Here is a 15653-nt window from a genome sequence, read left to right on the forward strand (position 1 = left end):
CCCTCCGCCCATTTGATTTTTTGACTTATTTATGACGATACGTGCCGCATCCATCTACCACGGCATTCCGGCGAGTTTGCCGTCCGAATTATGCCAAACGTTGCTGGAGAAACCTATATTGCGCATCGAACGCATCGTATCCCGCGGACACAGCAGCGATTGGTACGACCAGGACAACGACGAATGGGTCATGTTACTGCAAGGCGAAGCCCGATTGACGTTTGCGGACGGCGGCGAATTGCGGCTTACCGCCGGGGATTATCTGTTGATACCCGCGCATTGCAAACACCGGGTGGATTGGACGACACCGGACCGGGACAGCATTTGGCTAGCGATACACATCGGCTCCGAACGATAACGGCAATACCAATCGAAACTAAGCAGCAACCGCCAGTCGATATAAACACTAGCTCGACACCCTGCGCATCCTGGGGAGCAAGCGCGATCCTGCGCGGAAACGCTGCAGGCTAAGCTAAGCCGGTTACTGATAACCCGTCTCAGAACAAGTCGATTTCGCCTGTTGCGGCTTCTTTAATAACGCCATCCCGCAATAGTTGTTCGTAATGGAACACACGATTGCGTCCGGCCGCTTTAGCGGCGTACAAGGCGCTGTCGGCGCGGTTAAGCACCTCTCGCGGAAGCACTTTGGGATCCGCTTCGGAAAACCCGCCGCTGATGGTCACTTTGCCGACGCGCGGAAACTCGAAATCTTCGATTTTTTGCCGAGATCTTTCGAACACGCGTTTAGCAGATTCCTCATCCGGAGTTGCGATAATTATCAAAAATTCTTCGCCGCCATACCGGTATAGCAAATCCGATCTACGCATGGAGTTTTTCAGCAAGCCAGTGATCAGTATGAGGACTTCATCGCCGATGATGTGACCAAATCTATCGTTAATACTCTTGAAATGATCGATATCAATCAGCCACAACCAATAACGTTCTCGAGGCGATTTAACATCGGCTGCCTCGGCCTGCATGACGTTTTGGCTTTCCGCCAGCAAACTCCACAATCCGTTCAAATACGCATCCAACGAGTAGCGATTCAACAACCCGGTTAATTGATCGCGCTGACTGGCGTCCAACAGGTCGAAATAGTTGGTGAATACCTCGATTACCCCCTGAATGATGGAATCTTCTTCCGCCGTGACGTCCCTATCCCGCTGAAACACGAAGTAACCGACAACTTCATTCTTGCCGAACGTGGGGTAGCAAATCAGCCGTTGCTCGCCGTCTATGTGCCTGCTACATGCCTTACCCAGCAATCGGGCGCTTTCGAACAACTTGACAACAAGAGCAGGCGCATCGCGTTCGTTGGTCACTTCTTCCACGTTATCGACCACCCTGTTTACACCGTTTTCAGCCACAACATTACGGCTATGGTGTATCGCTCGAATAATGCCGCCGCTATCGTCGGTACGGTAAAAAGAAGTTTCGAGTATACCCAGTAGCGGTTCCAGCGTGCGCAACAAGCTTTGTTCGACTAATGCGGTATCGCGGAGAGCAGTCATACCGCCCAGTTTTTTGAGTACGCTCGGTAGCTCAGTATTAGCGCGTTTCTCGGACATAACGATTCATTCCAAAAATTGCCTTACCTTTAATTCGCAACCATTTAACGCTTTAAACCAAATCGATTTTCTAAATGCTCATGCTCGGACAAACGAATGACTTCCTTATAAGCTTCAAAACTGAGGGTCGAGTTGACGTTCTGCGTACTACCGTCCGCTTTTAAGGTGGCGAAACAATCCAGCACGGCCTGGGTAGCCGAAAACAAACCGGACAACGCAAATGCAACCAATTTATAGCCCATCGCTTCCAACTCCGTTACCGACAAATTCGGCGTCTTGCCGCCTTCGATGATATTAGCCATCAACGCCACGCCCTGAAAATGCCGGGCCACCTGCGCCAGCTCCTCACGCGACTGCGGTGCCTCGACGAACAACACGTCGGCGCCGGCCGCCAAATATCGCTCGCCGCGCCGTATCGCCCCCTCCAAGCCTTCTATCGCTCTAGCGTCGGTACGAGCCACGATCACCAGACCGGAATCTGCGCGCGCATAAGCCGCCGCACGGATTTTTTCTACCTGTTCTTCGCTACTGACGATACGCTTGCCGTCAAAATGACCGCATTTTTTCGGCCATTCCTGATCTTCCAAAATGATACCGGCCACTCTGGTTTGGCAGATTTCTTCCACGGTGCGCACCACGTTCAACGGATTGCCGTAGCCGGTATCCATATCGGCAATCAATGGAATAGGCACGCTGGCGGCAATGCGTTTGGCGGCATCTATCATTTCGCCGGCGGTCAAATAACCGAAATCCGGCTTGCCGAGCAGGGACGCCGCAATACCGAATCCGCTGGAAAAAATAAAATTGAAACCCGCCTGCTGCGCAGCCATTGCCCCTATGCAATCGTATACGGCCGGCGCAGCCTGTATGCCGGGTTGCTCTAAAATTGCGCGCAATCGATTGCTGCCCATAAACTGTTTCCTCTCATGTGGACGAAAAACGGAACTAGACCTGCCGGCAATACCACGAGGCTGATGGGAATCAACGCCGGTCAAACGACATTTTCGTTTTGAACATAATTTTCCAGACGCCCGGCCATATCGGCTTTACGGGCTATCATCTTCTCGGCCAGTTTTTGACTGCCGCCGCAATCGATGACGATACGGCCAATCCGCTCGTCGGGAATCGCCACCACTCGCATAATGGCCTGTGCCAGTTGCTTAGGACTCATGCCGGCGAACAGTTTGACGGCGTGCGGGTTACCGGCGTCGCAACGCAACACGTCCAGTTCGTCCACCCGGGTACCGAAGGCTTTGCCTTTGGGATCTCCCTGAGCCCGGTAGGCCAAGGCTCCCCCCACGTCCAGGGTAAGCACTATGCCGTCCGCGACCCCTTGGTTGTCGCCGTTAAAGCCGGCAGCGTCCCAATTGGCGGTCCAGGCGTGCACGGCAAACCAGCGCTGCGCCTGTTTGCGTTCGCTTTCGCTGAAATGGGCAACACATTTCTTGTCGAGCTGCAGCCATTCGGTGGCAATTTGGTCCGGCGCGCTTGTGTTTACATAGGTTAACGTCGGCGCACCCGCCAATTGGTAAAGCTTGGCCGCAAGCCACTCGTTGCGCGCATGCGCCGCAGACTCCAAGGTCTTTACGTAATAGCGGCGTCCGTTACCGTCCTGAAAAATACCCGCCGGGTTAGTGCCCAACTGTCCGCCGACTCGCTGCATGACGGCGGTATCGATCATAGACGGGGCCCACTCATGCCGGAACCGCCCATCAAAGCGCAGGTTTAGTCCGGCGCACCAACGCCAATTGCGCCGGGGTTTCGATGGCCCCCTTACGCACCCGGCGCACCGCATGAATCGCCTCTTCGGGATGCATGCCCAGCTCAACCAGCAAACGCGCGGCGATCATGCCGGCTCGTCCCAGGCCGCCCTTGCAATGCACGAGCACGTCGCCGCCATTGCGCAACAACTCGCGAATCTCGCGCCCTTGGGTTGCCCACTCCAGCTCGAACGCCTTGGTCGGCACGGAAAAATCGGCGATAGGCAGGTGACGCCACTCTATGCCGCGCCTGCGAATTTCATGGCCCAGCTGCGGCACTTTCAACGCGGAAAGTTCGGCCAACTCGACCAGGGTCAACACCAATTTCGCCCCCCAAGCGACGATGACGTCCAAATCGATACCGAGGTCGCGCTCCCAGGCACCGGTATGGGCGAACCGGTCGTGTTTGCCCGGACAGAAGGTAATCCCGATTCGGCCGTACCCCGGACTGGCGCGTACTTCCGCGATTTGGAGAGGATGTGTGTGACTATTGCGTGCCCCTGCCATAATATCGACCTTACCAATCATTCAGCTGTCAGCGCCCGAGTCTAGCACGAACGGGCGAATGCTCGGCGACCCGCTCGCGCCGGCGAACGGCGCCTGACCGGCAGGCGGCGCAGCGTAACCCGCGTTCATTGCCGCAATTTCGCCAACGCCCAGGCGCTGTGTTCTCGCACCAACGCGTGCGGATGATGTAACCGTTCTCGCAAGGCCTGCTTAGCCGCTTCCATAGCCGGGCCGTTGCCCAAAGCCACCGCGACGTTGCGCAGCCAGCGCACGTGGCCTATGCGGCGTATCGCCGAGCCCTCGGTTTTTTGTAAAAATTCGGATTCGCTCCAGCCGAATACCTCGAGCAAGCCGGCGCTGTCCAGGCCGCGGCGCGGCATGAAATCCGCCTCGGCACTCAGTTTGGCGAAACGGTTCCACGGGCAAATCAATTGGCAATCGTCGCAGCCGTATATGCGGTTGCCGAGCAACGGTCGCAACGCTTCCGGGATAGCGCCGTGCAACTCGATGGTCAGATAGGAAACGCAACGTCTGGCATCCACTTGGTAAGGCGCGACTATGGCTTGAGTCGGACACACCTCCAGGCAGGCCTGACATTGGCCGCAGTGATTGGCGGCGGGAGTATCGGCGGGCAGCGGCAAATCGGTGTAAATTTCGCCCAGAAAAAACCAGGACCCGGCCCGACGGTTGATCAAATTGCTGTGCTTGCCTATCCAGCCCAGACCGGCCTTTTCGGCGATAGCCTTTTCCAATACCGGGGCGCTGTCGGTAAACACCCGGTATCCGAACGGCCCTGCCACCCCAGCGATTTTATCGGCCAACTTCTGCAAACGGTTGCGCAAAACTTTGTGATAATCCCTACCCAAGGCATAGCGAGACACGAACGCCGCGGCCGGGTCTTGCAAGCGTTGCTTGCTCACCGAGCTCTGTTCGGGCAAATAATCCAGGCGCGCGCTGACGATGCTGAGAGTGCCCGGCTGCAGCAGCGCCGGCCGGCTCCGCTTGACGCCGTGCGCCGTCATGTAGTGCATATCGCCGTGAAAATCCCGCGCCAGCCAATGCATTAAACGCGCTTCGGCCTGGCTCAAGTCCGTGTCGCTGATGCCGATTTGCTGAAAGCCCAAGTCCTCGCCCCAACGTTTGATGCGCTGGGACAACTGCATGTAGTCGAGCGAAGGGGTTGGGGGCATGGCGGGCTTGCACTATAATGGGATGTGCCTCTCATTTTACACGACAATCCGATGCCTCCATCCGATAACGCACTGTACGGGGTCGCTGAAATTCGTGCGGTCGAACGCCATGCAATAGAGCAACTGAACATTCCCGGTTTCGAATTGATGCGCCGCGCAGCCGGCGCGGCCTTCGAGCAGCTTAGACTGCGCTGGCCGGACGAAACCTCGCTGCAAATCTGTTGCGGGGCCGGCAACAATGCCGGAGACGGTTACCTACTGGCCACGCTGGCCATGCAGGCCGGAATGCAAGTCCGAACTTGCAGCGTTATCGATCCGCAACAACTAAAAGGCGACGCTTTAAGCGCCTATCAGCACTATCTGGCGGCCGGCGGCAGTTGTTCGGCGTTCGACGAAACCGCAGCCCCGCAAGGTGTAGTGGTCGACGCCCTGCTCGGCACCGGCTTGAGCCGTCCGGTCGAGCCGCCGTTCTCGACGGCGATCGATTGGATCAACGCCAGCGGCCGCCCGGTTTTGGCGCTGGACATTCCGTCCGGCTTGCACGCCGATACCGGCTGCGCGCTGGGCTGCGCCGTGCGCGCCGATCTGACGGTCAGTTTCATCGCCCTGAAAGGCGGTTTAGTGACCGGTGAAGCGGCGGATTATTGTCGGGAAATCGTCTGCGCGGACCTCGGGCTGCCGCCCGGCGTACTGGAGCCATATAGACCGAAAGCGCGGCTACTACGCCAACCGCCATTTCCGCCGCGTCCCCGAAGCGCCCACAAAGGCCACTTCGGCCACGTTTTGTTGATCGGCGGCAACCTGGGCTTTTCCGGCGCCATCCGCTTGGCCGGCGAAGCCGCGCTACGTTGCGGAGCCGGACTGGTCAGCATCGCCAGCCGGCCGGAACACAGCGGCTTTTTAAACATAGGCCGGCCGGAACTGATGTGCCACGCGGTCGAAAACCAAACGCAACTCCAGCCCTGGCTGGAAAAAGCCGACGTTATCGCCGTCGGCCCCGGCCTGGGCCAGGATGTTTGGGCGCACGGCCTGCTGGCGGCCGCTTTGGCAACCGACCGACGCTGCGTGTTAGACGCCGACGCACTGAATTTGTTGGCGCAATTTCCGGTCGCCCGGGGTAATTGGATATTGACCCCGCATCCGGGCGAAGCCGCCCGATTGCTGGCGTGCAGTAGTCGAGACGTCTCGGCCGACCGCTACGCGGCGGTGCGGGCGCTGCACAAGCGCTACGGCGGCATTTGCGTGCTGAAAGGCGCCGGCAGTTTGGTGGCCGATGCCGACACGATCTACGTCAACACCACCGGCAATCCCGGCATGGCCGGCGGCGGCATGGGCGACGTCTTGACCGGCATCATCGCGGCGCTGCTGGCGCAAGGCTTGCCGGACTCGGATGCCACCCGCTTAGCCGTGCACCTGCACGGCGCCGCCGCCGATAGGGCCGCGCTGCAGCACGGCGAGCGCGGCATGCTGGCCAGCGATTTATTTCCCTTTCTCACAGCACTGTCGAATTCATGCTGATCGATCTCAACAGCAGCGCGGAAACCGAAGCCTTCGGCGCCGCCTTGGCGGCAGCCCTGCCGCGCCAATGCCTGATATTTTTGTACGGCGACCTAGGCGCCGGCAAAACCACCTTGGTACGCGGATTATTGCGAGCCTACGGCCACAGCGGCGCCGTCAAAAGCCCTACCTATACCTTGGTGGAAGAATATTCCCTCCCGGAGCGACAGGTGTTCCACTTCGATTTGTACCGGCTGAAAGATCCGGAAGAATTGGAATGGATAGGCATGGACGATTATTTAGCGCAGCCGGCGCTGTGCTGCATAGAATGGCCGCAAAACGGCACGGGAATACTGCCTGCCCCCGACATTCGAATCGATTTGGCCATTGCCGACTGCGGAAGGCGATTGGAAATCAACACCCTAGGCAAACCATTAACAATTAACTGGAAAAACAATAACCTGCTGCTATAATCTCCAACCGTTATTATAAGTTCCCCGGTTGGCTGGCTTATGCGCTTAACACTACAATTTTTCTGGCTGCTGGCGATATGCAGTTTCGCCGCCGCCACCCACGCCGGCCAAGCCCGGATTCAAAACTTGCATTTTGCAGGTTCCGCCAAAAGTCTGGTGTTCGAGCTAACCGAAACGCCGCATTACCGCCACTTCCTGTTAAAAAACCCGGACCGGCTGGTCATCGATTTTCCGAACACCGAACTGGCTGCCGCCTTGGCTCAACCGCCGGCCGGCCAATCGTTGGCGCTGGCCGTGCGTTCCGGCGTGCGCAACAAAACCGATTTGCGCGTCGTCGTGGAACTGGCCGGTGCTGCCGACATCCGCGCCAGCGTGAACGGCAAAATCCTGCAACTGGATTTGAACGGCAAACCCGGCACTACCCCGGTACGGCAACAAACGGCCGGCAAAACCACCGCACCTATCAAAGAAGCCAAAATCAAGCCGGTCGCCGAACCGGTTAAGTCCGCCCCGGCCAAACCCGCCAAAACCCGGGGCCGCGACATCGTCATCGCGGTCGACGCCGGGCACGGCGGTAAAGACGTCGGCGCCCAAGGCGGCAACGGCACCAAGGAAAAAGACGTGGTATTCGCCATCGCCAAGCGTCTGGCCGGGGAAATCAACCGACAACCCGGCATGAAAGCCGTGATGATTCGCAACGGCGATTATTTCGTCAAACTGCGCGACCGGGTCAAAATCGCCCGCGACGCCAAGGCCGACTTATTGGTTTCCATTCACGCCGACGCATTCGACGACGCCAGCGCCCACGGCGCATCGATCTACACCCTGGCGAACAAAGGCGCATCCAGCCACGTCGCCCAGTTTCTGGCCGATAGCGAAAATGCCGCCGACGGCTCCGGCGAGGCTCAAGACGACGTGTTGGCCTCGGTGTTGATGGATTTGACCACGAATGCCGCCAAAGAAGCCAGCCAACATATCGGCAACCGGGTCTTGAAAAGCGTCAAATCGGTCGGACATTTACACCGCACAAGCGTACAAAAAGCCGGATTCGTGGTGTTGAAATCGCCCATCCCGTCGATTTTGGTCGAAACCGCCTTCATTTCCAATCCGGACGAAGAACGCCGCTTGAACAGCACAGGCTATCAACAACAAATGGCCAAAGCCGTATTTAACGGCATCATGGCGCATTTCAAACAATACGCTCCCGCCGATACCAGCTTCGCCCAACTGCAAAAATCCGGGCATACGCCGGCTAAACTGGCAACCCGGCAAAAATCCGCCGAACCGCCGCTGGCCCGTGCCGCCATACCGGAAGTCGGCGACAAAGTGGTCGGCAGCTCTCCCGCCACCACCCGCCACGTAATCGGCCGCGGCGAAACCTTGCACGACATCGCCCGCCAGTACGGGGTTTCGGTTCGCGAAATCCGTTCGGCCAACGGCGGCAACGCCGAGGTCAGAGTAGGCCGAGTCTTGCAAATTCCACGCAGCAGTTAGTCCCTGCCCGTTTAAACGGCACATTCGCTATATCACCCAAAATTCGCTCTATCCGTTAGAATACGCGCTTTTGCATGGCGCGCACGATGCGGATTCAAGCTTTACCCACCCAACTCATCAACCAAATCGCCGCCGGCGAAGTGGTGGAACGCCCTGCATCCGTCATTAAGGAATTGGTGGAAAATTGTTTCGATGCCGGCGCCACCCAAATCCACATCGACGTCGAACAAGGCGGTGTCAAACTGATCAAAATCCGCGACAACGGCTGCGGCATCGTTAAAGACGACTTGCCCTTGGCCTTGTCGCGTCACGCCACCAGTAAAATCGCCTCGCTGGAGGATCTGGAACGGGTCGCCACCATGGGTTTTAGGGGCGAAGCCCTGCCCAGCATCAGTTCGGTAGCCCGACTGACCTTGATTTCCCGCCCGGCGGATGCCGAATGCGCTTGGCAAGTCAGCGCCGACGGCAGCGAGCAAAACTTCGATCCGCAGCCCGATCCGCATCCGCCCGGCACCACCGTCGAAGTGCGCGACCTGTTCTACAACACTCCCGCCCGGCGCAAATTTTTGAAAACCGAAAAGACCGAATTCGGCCATATCGAAAGTTTGCTGCAGAAATTGGCCTTGGCGCGTTGCGACGTCGGCTTCGTGCTGAACCACAATCAGCGCGAAGTATTTAATTTGAAACCGGTTGCGGGTGCGGCGGACCAGCAAAAGCGCATTGCCGCGGTGTGCGGCTCGGTATTTCTGGACAGCGCGGTCAACATCGACTTTGCCGCATCCGGCTTGCAACTGTCGGGCTGGGTAGGCAAACCGACGTTTTCGCGCAGTCAGCCGGACATGCAGTTCTTTTACGTCAACGGCCGCTTGATTAAAGACCGCTTGATCGCCCATGCCGTCAAACAAGCTTACCAAGACGTGCTATACCACGGCCGGCATCCGGTGTTCGTGCTGTACTTGCAGCTGGACCCGGCGCTGGTCGACGTTAACGCCCACCCGACCAAACTGGAAGTCCGCTTTCGCGAAGGCCGCATGGTGCACGATTTTCTCTATCAAGCCCTGCATCGCAGCCTGGCGGAACAACGCCCCGGTCTAGCACCTACCGAGCTAATCGAAACGCAGATACCAGGCACGGCGGCGAAAACCTCCGCAAATGCCGAAGCTCGTTCCAACCCCGGCGAACAATTATCGCTGCCGTTAAACGACGCCGCGCCGTCACAGACGTCGCAACAAACGTATATACCCCCCGCGGCCACGACTAACCGCGCGTTCAGCTATCCGGCCCGCACCCGCATGCCGGGCAGCGTAGCCGAGCAAATCGAAGGCTACGGCAAGCTGTACCCGCAAAGCCAAAACAAACCGCACGGCGACGGTTTGCCGCCGCTCGGCTACGCGCTGGCGCATATCCACAGCATTTATATCTTGGCCGAAACTGCGGACGGCATCATCTTGGTCGACGCCCACGCCGCCCATGAACGGGTAACCTACGAGCGCTTGAAACAGCTTTACCAAACCCAAGGCATCGTTTCCCAACCCCTGTTGCTGCCGATAAAAATCCAAGTCAGCGCGGCGGAAGCCGATGTAGCCGAACAAGAACACGGCTTTTTTTTCGGCTTGGGTTTCGAATTGACCCGCTCCGGCCCGGAAACCGTGATTCTGCGTGCACTCCCGGCCTTGCTGGCCAAAACCGACAGCGACCGCCTGGTGCGGGATATTTTGGCCGACTTACTCGCTCACGGCACCAGCCGCAAGGCCGAAGAAACGCTGAACGCAATCCTGGCTACGATGGCGTGCCATAACTCGGTGCGCGCCAAACGCCGGCTCAGCATCGACGAAATGAACGCCTTGTTGCGCGACATGGAACAAACCGAACGCAGCGGCCAATGCAACCACGGCCGTCCGACCTGGATAAGCCTGAGTCACCAAGACTTGGACCGCTTCTTCATGCGCGGCCAATAATGCAAACCCTCGAAAAACCGCGCGTATTACTGCTTATGGGGCCGACCGCGTCCGGCAAAAGCGCGCTGGCGGTAACCATGGCTCAAGCGCTGAACGCGGAAATCATCAGCGTCGATTCCGCCCTGGTCTACCGAGGCATGGACATAGGCACCGCCAAACCGACCCTGGCGGAGCGCGGCGGCATCCCCCACCATTTGATCGACATTCTGGAACCGAACGCAAGCTTTTCTACCGGCCAGTTTCGCAGCCGCGCCTTCGAGTTGATGGACGACATCGTCAAACGCGGCAAATTACCGTTGTTGGTGGGTGGCACCATGTTGTATTTCAGCGCATTGACCCAGGGACTGGCGCAACTGCCGGAAGCCGACCCTGAGATCAGGCAACGCTTGGACAAGGAGTTACTCGACGCCGGCAAGGATGCGATGCACGCGCGCTTGGCGCAAGTGGACCCGCAAGCCGCCGCACGCATCCACGTCAACGACCCGCAACGCATCCAAAGAGCGCTGGAGGTCTACGAAATCAGCGGCCGGCCCATCTCCAGCTTTTTTCAGAGCGAAGCCGACGACGAGCCGCCGTACCGCTTTATCAAACTGATCGTCGCCCCCAGCGAACGGGCCGGCTTGCACCGAAAAATCGCCGCACGTTTCGACGCCATGCTGGAGCAAGGCTTTTTAGACGAAGTGCGGGCTTTACGCGCTCGCGGCGATTTGACGGAGGGCCTGCCGTCCGTGCGTTGCGTCGGCTACCGGCAAGCCTGGTCGTTCCTTAACGGCGAATGCGATTTCGCCACTTTTCGCGACAAAGGCATCGCTGCCACCCGGCAACTGGCCAAACGCCAATTGACATGGCTACGCAAAGAAGCCGACGCCCTGCATTTGGTCAGCGAAGCCCCGGATTTAATCGACACCGCCCTAGCCCATTTTGCCCAGCATGGATAAAGCCCGACAACGCGGCCTGGGCTATGCGGCACGCGCAGCCCAAACCGACAAGGACGCCGCCAGCGCCCGCATTTGCCGGCGCTTTCAAGACTTGGTCGAGCAAGCTCACGCGCGCACGGTGATGTGGTATCTAGATTGCCGCTCGGAAGTGCGCACCCAGCCCGCCGTCTGCGAACAGCTGCGGCTGAACAAACATCGCCTCGTCATACCGTTTTGCACGCAGGACGGCGACGGCAACAAGTGCCTCGGTTTATGGCATTTACAATCCCTGGACGAACTACGGCCGGGCATGTGGCGGATTTTAGAACCGCCGCATCAACGTCGGCTGGAAGCCGAAAAACTCATCAACCCGGATGAATTGGACGCAATATTGGTACCCGGCGTGGCTTTCGATCCTAGCGGCGGCAGGCTGGGCAACGGAGCCGGTTACTACGACCGCCTGCTGGCCCGGGTCAGACCGGATACACTGTTGGCCGGCGCCTGTTTCCACCGGCAACTATTGGATCGGGTATCGATGGAGGCACACGACGTCTACATGAACTGGGTCCTGACCGAATGCGCGGCGTACCGGGGGCAGCGTTGCCCATGACGGACGATATGCTGGCGCTGGAAAATTTCAAGCCGCGCAGTCCGGCTTTCGTACTGGATTTGGACCGGGTGCACGCCAACCTTCAAGCCTTGCAAGCAATCCGAACCGCTAGCGCCTGCAAGCTGTTGTATTCGGTCAAAGCCTTGCCGCTGGCCAGTTTGATAGCCGAATTGTCCGACTTAGTCGACGGCTTTTCCGCCAGCTCATTGTTCGAGGCCAAGCTATGCCGGGAAGCGGCGCAAAACCGCGGCAGCCTGCACTTGACCACGCCGGGCATACGGCCGGACGAGTTTAGCGAACTGGCCTCTTTATGTAGCCACGTCAGCTTCAATTCCCTGAACCAATTCGCCGCGCTGTACCAAACCTGCGCTCCCTACTCCGCCGGCTTGCGAGTCAACCCCAAAGTCTCGCAAGCGGCAGACCAACGTTACGACCCTTGCCGGCGCCATTCCAAACTTGGGATAGCTATAGAGGCCTTGGCCGAGGGTTTACCGGCCGCAATCGCAGGCCTACATGTTCATAACGCATTCGGCCAAACAGCCATACAGCCGTTACGCCTGACCTTGCAAGCCTTGCAGCCGGTGCTAGCGCGATGCGGGCGATTGCGCTGGCTGAATTTGGGCGGCGGCTATCTGTATCACAGCATGGTCGATCATCAGCAATTGTCGGAATTGATTGCGCAATTGCGCGCCGACTATGCCGACGAGGTCTATCTGGAACCGGGTAACGCCATCGTCGGCAACGCCGGCTATTTATACGCGACAATCATAGACCGCTTCGTCAGCGACGGCGAAACCGTGCTGATTCTGGACACTTCGGTCAACCACTTACCCGAAGTGTTCGAATACCAACTGCAACCCGAGCTATTGCAAGCTAGTCCGTCCGGCGACGAATCGGCCATTGTTGCCGGCTGCACCTGTTTGGCCGGCGACGTATTCGGGGCTTACCGCTTCCGGCGACTACCCGAGATCGGCGAAACCCTAACCTTCGCTCAGGTAGGTGCATACAGCCTGATTAAAGCTCATCGCTTTAACGGCCATCCCCTACCGGCGATATACCTTAAGCGCGGCACGGCGCTGCATTTGGTCAAAACCGACTGCTACGCCGCATACCGCGCACAATGGCTGAGTCAGGATTACCCCTGAGCACGCTAGACTGCATGCGATACCGATAGGCGAACGCTTAAAAAATCTCTCATTACTCTTGATGGCCAATGCGATACACTTTATTGCGATTTTGTGAAATAGCTAACGTTTACGGCCGGGGCCGGCACGCTCTATTTGGGAGAAACCATTCGATGAAACCATTAACTTTCGCAGCAATGTTGTTATTGGCGGCACTCAGCGCCGCCCCGGCCATTGCCTCAACCTATTCAGGCGTATACGTATTCGGTGACAGCCTGTCCGACGCCGGCGCCGACCCGTCGGCAGTCGTCAGTCTCTACAAGTTACTGGGCGGTAACTGCGATCCCTGGCACCCCTGTCCGCCCTACTACCAAGGCCACTATTCCAACGGCAAAACCGCAGTCGAGTATCTCGCCGACAGCATTCTGCCGGGCGGCGCCAATAGCGGAAATTTTTTCGATTTAGCCATCGCCGGCTCGACCTCCGGCATCGGCAACTACGGAGACTTCGGCACGCAATCGACCGGCGGCTTGTTGAAGCTGCCAGGCATGGCGCAACAAGTCGTCGCCTACCTGTCAACCAACCCGGTCGATAGCAACGCCTTGTACGTGGTTTGGGGCGGAGGCAACGATTTATTGACTTTTTCAGGTACCGCGACCCAAGCCGCACAAAATATTGCTACCTACGTAGCCGTGCTGGCGATTTACGGCGCCCAAAACATCCTGGTGCCCAACTTGCCCGATATGAGTAAAACCCCATATGCGCTCGAAAACGGCGCGGACGTAATCGCTTATGCCGCGGCGTTTACTCAAACGTTTAACAGCACCTTATCGCTGTTTCTGGACGATTTATCCGGTAAACTGCCGAGCGCCCGCATCACCGAATTCGATACCTACAGTTTATTCGACACCATTTTGCAAGCCCCCTCGGCATACGGTTTTACCAACGTGGTAGACGCCTGCGTCAATTTACCTTCAGTCTGTGCCGACCCGGACAGCTACCTGTTCTGGGACAGTGTGCACCCCACTACACGTTTGCACGCATTAGCAGCTGAAGCGATGGCTGAAACCTTGGCTTCTCTCGACGCCTTGTCGGCGGCGAACTCGTTTGCCGATACGGTTGTACCGTTGCCGGGCGCTGCGCTGTTGTTCGCCAGCGGCTTACTCGCCGTATCCGGCCGCAGGATGACGACCCGTTACAAAATGCGTTTATCACGGCCAAGCCGATTCGTTTAATTTTGTGCTACCGCCCCGCAGTAGCTTTAACCGTCGCGACGCGACACATTAACAAGCCCAAAAGGTCTATACACACATGGCATTGTATGTCTTTAAATTCGGAGGGACTTCCGTAGGTACGGTTGAACGGATCAAAGCCGTCGCGGAAAAAGTCAAAAAAGCCCGAGAGGCCGGCGATCAAATCGTCGTCGTCGTATCGGCGATGAGCGGCGAGACCAACCGTCTGGTTTCACTGGCCAAGGAAATGCAAGTACAACCGACCGACCGCGAATTGGACGTGCTGCTGTCGACCGGCGAGCAAGTCACCATCGCCCTGTTGTCAATGGCTTTGCATAACCTGGGTTGCGACGCACGCTCCTATACCGGCGCCCAAGTCCGCATATTGACCGACAGTGCCTACACCAAGGCCCGCATTCGGGAAATCGACGAAGACAATATGCGCGCGGATCTAGCCGCCGGCCGCGTGGTCGTGGTAGCCGGGTTTCAGGGCGTAGACGAACACAATAACATCACTACGCTGGGCCGGGGCGGCTCGGACACCACCGCCGTTGCACTGGCCGCAGCCTTGAAAGCGGACGAATGCCATATTTACACCGATGTCGACGGCGTCTATACCACCGACCCGCGCGTCGTTCCCAAAGCCCGGCGCCTGGAACGCATCACCTTTGAAGAAATGCTGGAAATGGCTAGCTTGGGCTCCAAAGTATTACAAATTCGTTCGGTCGAATTCGCCGGAAAATACAATGTCAAATTACGCGTGCTCTCCTCTTTCATCGACGGCACCGGCACGCTAATCACTTACGAGGAATCAGAAATGGAAAAAGCGTTAATTTCGGGCATCGCATTTAACCGGGACGAAGCCAAGCTAACGTTAACCGGTGTATCCGACCTGCCCGGAATTGCCTCGAAAATTTTAGGGCCGATAGCCGGCGAAAACATCGAGGTGGACATGATAGTGCAAAACGTCTCCGCCCACGGCGCAACCGACTTTACCTTTACCGTACACCGTAACGACTTCGCCAAAGCCCAAAACGTATTGGAATCGCTACGCGCCGATCTCGGCACCGCCAGCCAAATCCTTGGCGACGACAGCATCGTCAAGGTTTCCATCGTCGGCGTCGGCATGCGCTCCCACGCAGGCATCGCCAGCACCATGTTCAAAGTTTTGGCCGACGAAGGCATCAACATTCAAATGATTTCCACCTCGGAAATCAAAATCTCGGTCGTGATCGACGAAAAATACCTGGAGTTGGCGGTGCGCGCTTTACACAAAGCTTTCGGCCTGGACAACGAACCCGCCGTCGCCTAAACGGAGCATAA

At 57.8% G+C, this 15653-nt stretch carries 15 protein-coding genes; 10 read left to right on the forward strand and 5 right to left on the reverse strand.

Annotation, left to right across the window (positions count from 1 at the left end; translation table 11 throughout):
• Positions 1-31 precede the first annotated feature (31 nt).
• Positions 32-358: a cupin domain-containing protein gene (locus F1E05_RS14170; RefSeq protein WP_150049550.1), complete on the forward strand. Its 327-nt coding sequence runs from the start codon at positions 32-34 to the stop codon at positions 356-358.
• 139 nt (positions 359-497) lie between these two features.
• On the opposite strand, the gene F1E05_RS14175 is transcribed toward F1E05_RS14170, so the two are convergent.
• The 5 genes from F1E05_RS14175 to queG all read right to left on the reverse strand — a co-directional run bounded on the left by F1E05_RS14175 (position 498) and on the right by queG (position 5025).
• The gene (locus F1E05_RS14175) at positions 498-1568 is read right to left on the reverse strand and encodes a GGDEF domain-containing protein (protein WP_150049552.1); all 1071 of its coding nucleotides are present in this window, start codon (positions 1566-1568) and stop codon (positions 498-500) included.
• A gap of 44 nt (positions 1569-1612) precedes the next feature.
• A complete protein-coding gene (locus F1E05_RS14180; protein WP_150049554.1) occupies positions 1613-2479 on the reverse strand; it encodes an isocitrate lyase/PEP mutase family protein in 867 nt (288 codons plus the stop codon).
• 80 nt (positions 2480-2559) lie between these two features.
• Positions 2560-3249: a PALP domain-containing protein gene (locus F1E05_RS14185; RefSeq protein WP_150049556.1), complete on the reverse strand. Its 690-nt coding sequence runs from the start codon at positions 3247-3249 to the stop codon at positions 2560-2562.
• A gap of 31 nt (positions 3250-3280) precedes the next feature.
• Positions 3281-3835, reverse strand: a complete 555-nt coding sequence (locus F1E05_RS14190; protein ID WP_150049558.1) for a cyclin-dependent kinase inhibitor 3 family protein — start codon at positions 3833-3835, stop codon at positions 3281-3283.
• A gap of 125 nt (positions 3836-3960) precedes the next feature.
• Positions 3961-5025, reverse strand: coding sequence for a tRNA epoxyqueuosine(34) reductase QueG (queG, locus tag F1E05_RS14195; RefSeq protein ID WP_150049560.1), 1065 nt, complete (start codon positions 5023-5025; stop codon positions 3961-3963).
• 51 nt (positions 5026-5076) lie between these two features.
• On the opposite strand from queG, the gene F1E05_RS14200 reads away from it, so the two are divergent.
• The 9 genes from F1E05_RS14200 to F1E05_RS14240 all read left to right on the forward strand — a co-directional run bounded on the left by F1E05_RS14200 (position 5077) and on the right by F1E05_RS14240 (position 15642).
• Entirely contained in the window at positions 5077-6543 is a 1467-nt protein-coding gene (locus F1E05_RS14200) for an NAD(P)H-hydrate dehydratase (RefSeq protein ID WP_150049562.1), read from the forward strand.
• Entirely contained in the window at positions 6537-6995 is a 459-nt protein-coding gene (gene tsaE / locus F1E05_RS14205) for a tRNA (adenosine(37)-N6)-threonylcarbamoyltransferase complex ATPase subunit type 1 TsaE (RefSeq protein WP_150049564.1), read from the forward strand. The genes F1E05_RS14200 and tsaE overlap by 7 nt, the downstream gene beginning before the upstream one ends.
• A 39-nt stretch (positions 6996-7034) precedes the next feature.
• Positions 7035-8489, forward strand: coding sequence for an N-acetylmuramoyl-L-alanine amidase (locus tag F1E05_RS14210; RefSeq protein ID WP_150049566.1), 1455 nt, complete (start codon positions 7035-7037; stop codon positions 8487-8489).
• A gap of 86 nt (positions 8490-8575) precedes the next feature.
• A complete protein-coding gene (gene mutL / locus F1E05_RS14215; RefSeq protein WP_150052000.1) occupies positions 8576-10447 on the forward strand; it encodes a DNA mismatch repair endonuclease MutL in 1872 nt (623 codons plus the stop codon).
• Positions 10447-11385, forward strand: a complete 939-nt coding sequence (gene miaA / locus F1E05_RS14220) for a tRNA (adenosine(37)-N6)-dimethylallyltransferase MiaA (protein ID WP_150049568.1) — start codon at positions 10447-10449, stop codon at positions 11383-11385. The genes mutL and miaA overlap by 1 nt, the downstream gene beginning before the upstream one ends.
• Positions 11378-11974: a 5-formyltetrahydrofolate cyclo-ligase gene (locus tag F1E05_RS14225; RefSeq protein ID WP_150049569.1), complete on the forward strand. Its 597-nt coding sequence runs from the start codon at positions 11378-11380 to the stop codon at positions 11972-11974. The genes miaA and F1E05_RS14225 overlap by 8 nt, the downstream gene beginning before the upstream one ends.
• The gene (locus F1E05_RS14230; protein WP_232056658.1) at positions 11941-13119 is read left to right on the forward strand and encodes a type III PLP-dependent enzyme domain-containing protein; all 1179 of its coding nucleotides are present in this window, start codon (positions 11941-11943) and stop codon (positions 13117-13119) included. The genes F1E05_RS14225 and F1E05_RS14230 overlap by 34 nt, the downstream gene beginning before the upstream one ends.
• Positions 13120-13271: 152 nt before the next feature.
• A complete protein-coding gene (locus tag F1E05_RS14235) occupies positions 13272-14333 on the forward strand; it encodes an SGNH/GDSL hydrolase family protein (protein ID WP_190303147.1) in 1062 nt (353 codons plus the stop codon).
• A 76-nt stretch (positions 14334-14409) separates the two neighbouring features.
• Positions 14410-15642 (forward strand): aspartate kinase, encoded by a 1233-nt coding sequence (locus F1E05_RS14240; protein ID WP_150049574.1) that lies wholly within the window; start codon positions 14410-14412, stop codon positions 15640-15642.
• Positions 15643-15653: the final 11 nt, after the last annotated feature.

Source organism: Methylomonas rhizoryzae, assembly GCF_008632455.1.
GTDB lineage: Bacteria > Pseudomonadota > Gammaproteobacteria > Methylococcales > Methylomonadaceae > Methylomonas > Methylomonas rhizoryzae.

What these genes read in the sequence shown, in the direction of transcription:
- F1E05_RS14170 (WP_150049550.1), top strand. Translation starts at nt 32, where the DNA reads ATGACGATACGTGCCGCATCCATCTACCACGGCATTCCGGCGAGTTTG.
- F1E05_RS14175 (WP_150049552.1), bottom strand. Translation starts at nt 1,568, where the DNA reads ATGTCCGAGAAACGCGCTAATACTGAGCTACCGAGCGTACTCAAAAAA.
- F1E05_RS14180 (WP_150049554.1), bottom strand. Translation starts at nt 2,479, where the DNA reads ATGGGCAGCAATCGATTGCGCGCAATTTTAGAGCAACCCGGCATACAG.
- F1E05_RS14185 (WP_150049556.1), bottom strand. Translation starts at nt 3,249, where the DNA reads ATGATCGATACCGCCGTCATGCAGCGAGTCGGCGGACAGTTGGGCACT.
- F1E05_RS14190 (WP_150049558.1), bottom strand. Translation starts at nt 3,835, where the DNA reads ATGGCAGGGGCACGCAATAGTCACACACATCCTCTCCAAATCGCGGAA.
- queG (WP_150049560.1), bottom strand. Translation starts at nt 5,025, where the DNA reads ATGCCCCCAACCCCTTCGCTCGACTACATGCAGTTGTCCCAGCGCATC.
- F1E05_RS14200 (WP_150049562.1), top strand. Translation starts at nt 5,077, where the DNA reads ATGCCTCCATCCGATAACGCACTGTACGGGGTCGCTGAAATTCGTGCG.
- tsaE (WP_150049564.1), top strand. Translation starts at nt 6,537, where the DNA reads ATGCTGATCGATCTCAACAGCAGCGCGGAAACCGAAGCCTTCGGCGCC.
- F1E05_RS14210 (WP_150049566.1), top strand. Translation starts at nt 7,035, where the DNA reads ATGCGCTTAACACTACAATTTTTCTGGCTGCTGGCGATATGCAGTTTC.
- mutL (WP_150052000.1), top strand. Translation starts at nt 8,576, where the DNA reads ATGCGGATTCAAGCTTTACCCACCCAACTCATCAACCAAATCGCCGCC.
- miaA (WP_150049568.1), top strand. Translation starts at nt 10,447, where the DNA reads ATGCAAACCCTCGAAAAACCGCGCGTATTACTGCTTATGGGGCCGACC.
- F1E05_RS14225 (WP_150049569.1), top strand. Translation starts at nt 11,378, where the DNA reads ATGGATAAAGCCCGACAACGCGGCCTGGGCTATGCGGCACGCGCAGCC.
- F1E05_RS14230 (WP_232056658.1), top strand. Translation starts at nt 11,941, where the DNA reads ATGCGCGGCGTACCGGGGGCAGCGTTGCCCATGACGGACGATATGCTG.
- F1E05_RS14235 (WP_190303147.1), top strand. Translation starts at nt 13,272, where the DNA reads ATGAAACCATTAACTTTCGCAGCAATGTTGTTATTGGCGGCACTCAGC.
- F1E05_RS14240 (WP_150049574.1), top strand. Translation starts at nt 14,410, where the DNA reads ATGGCATTGTATGTCTTTAAATTCGGAGGGACTTCCGTAGGTACGGTT.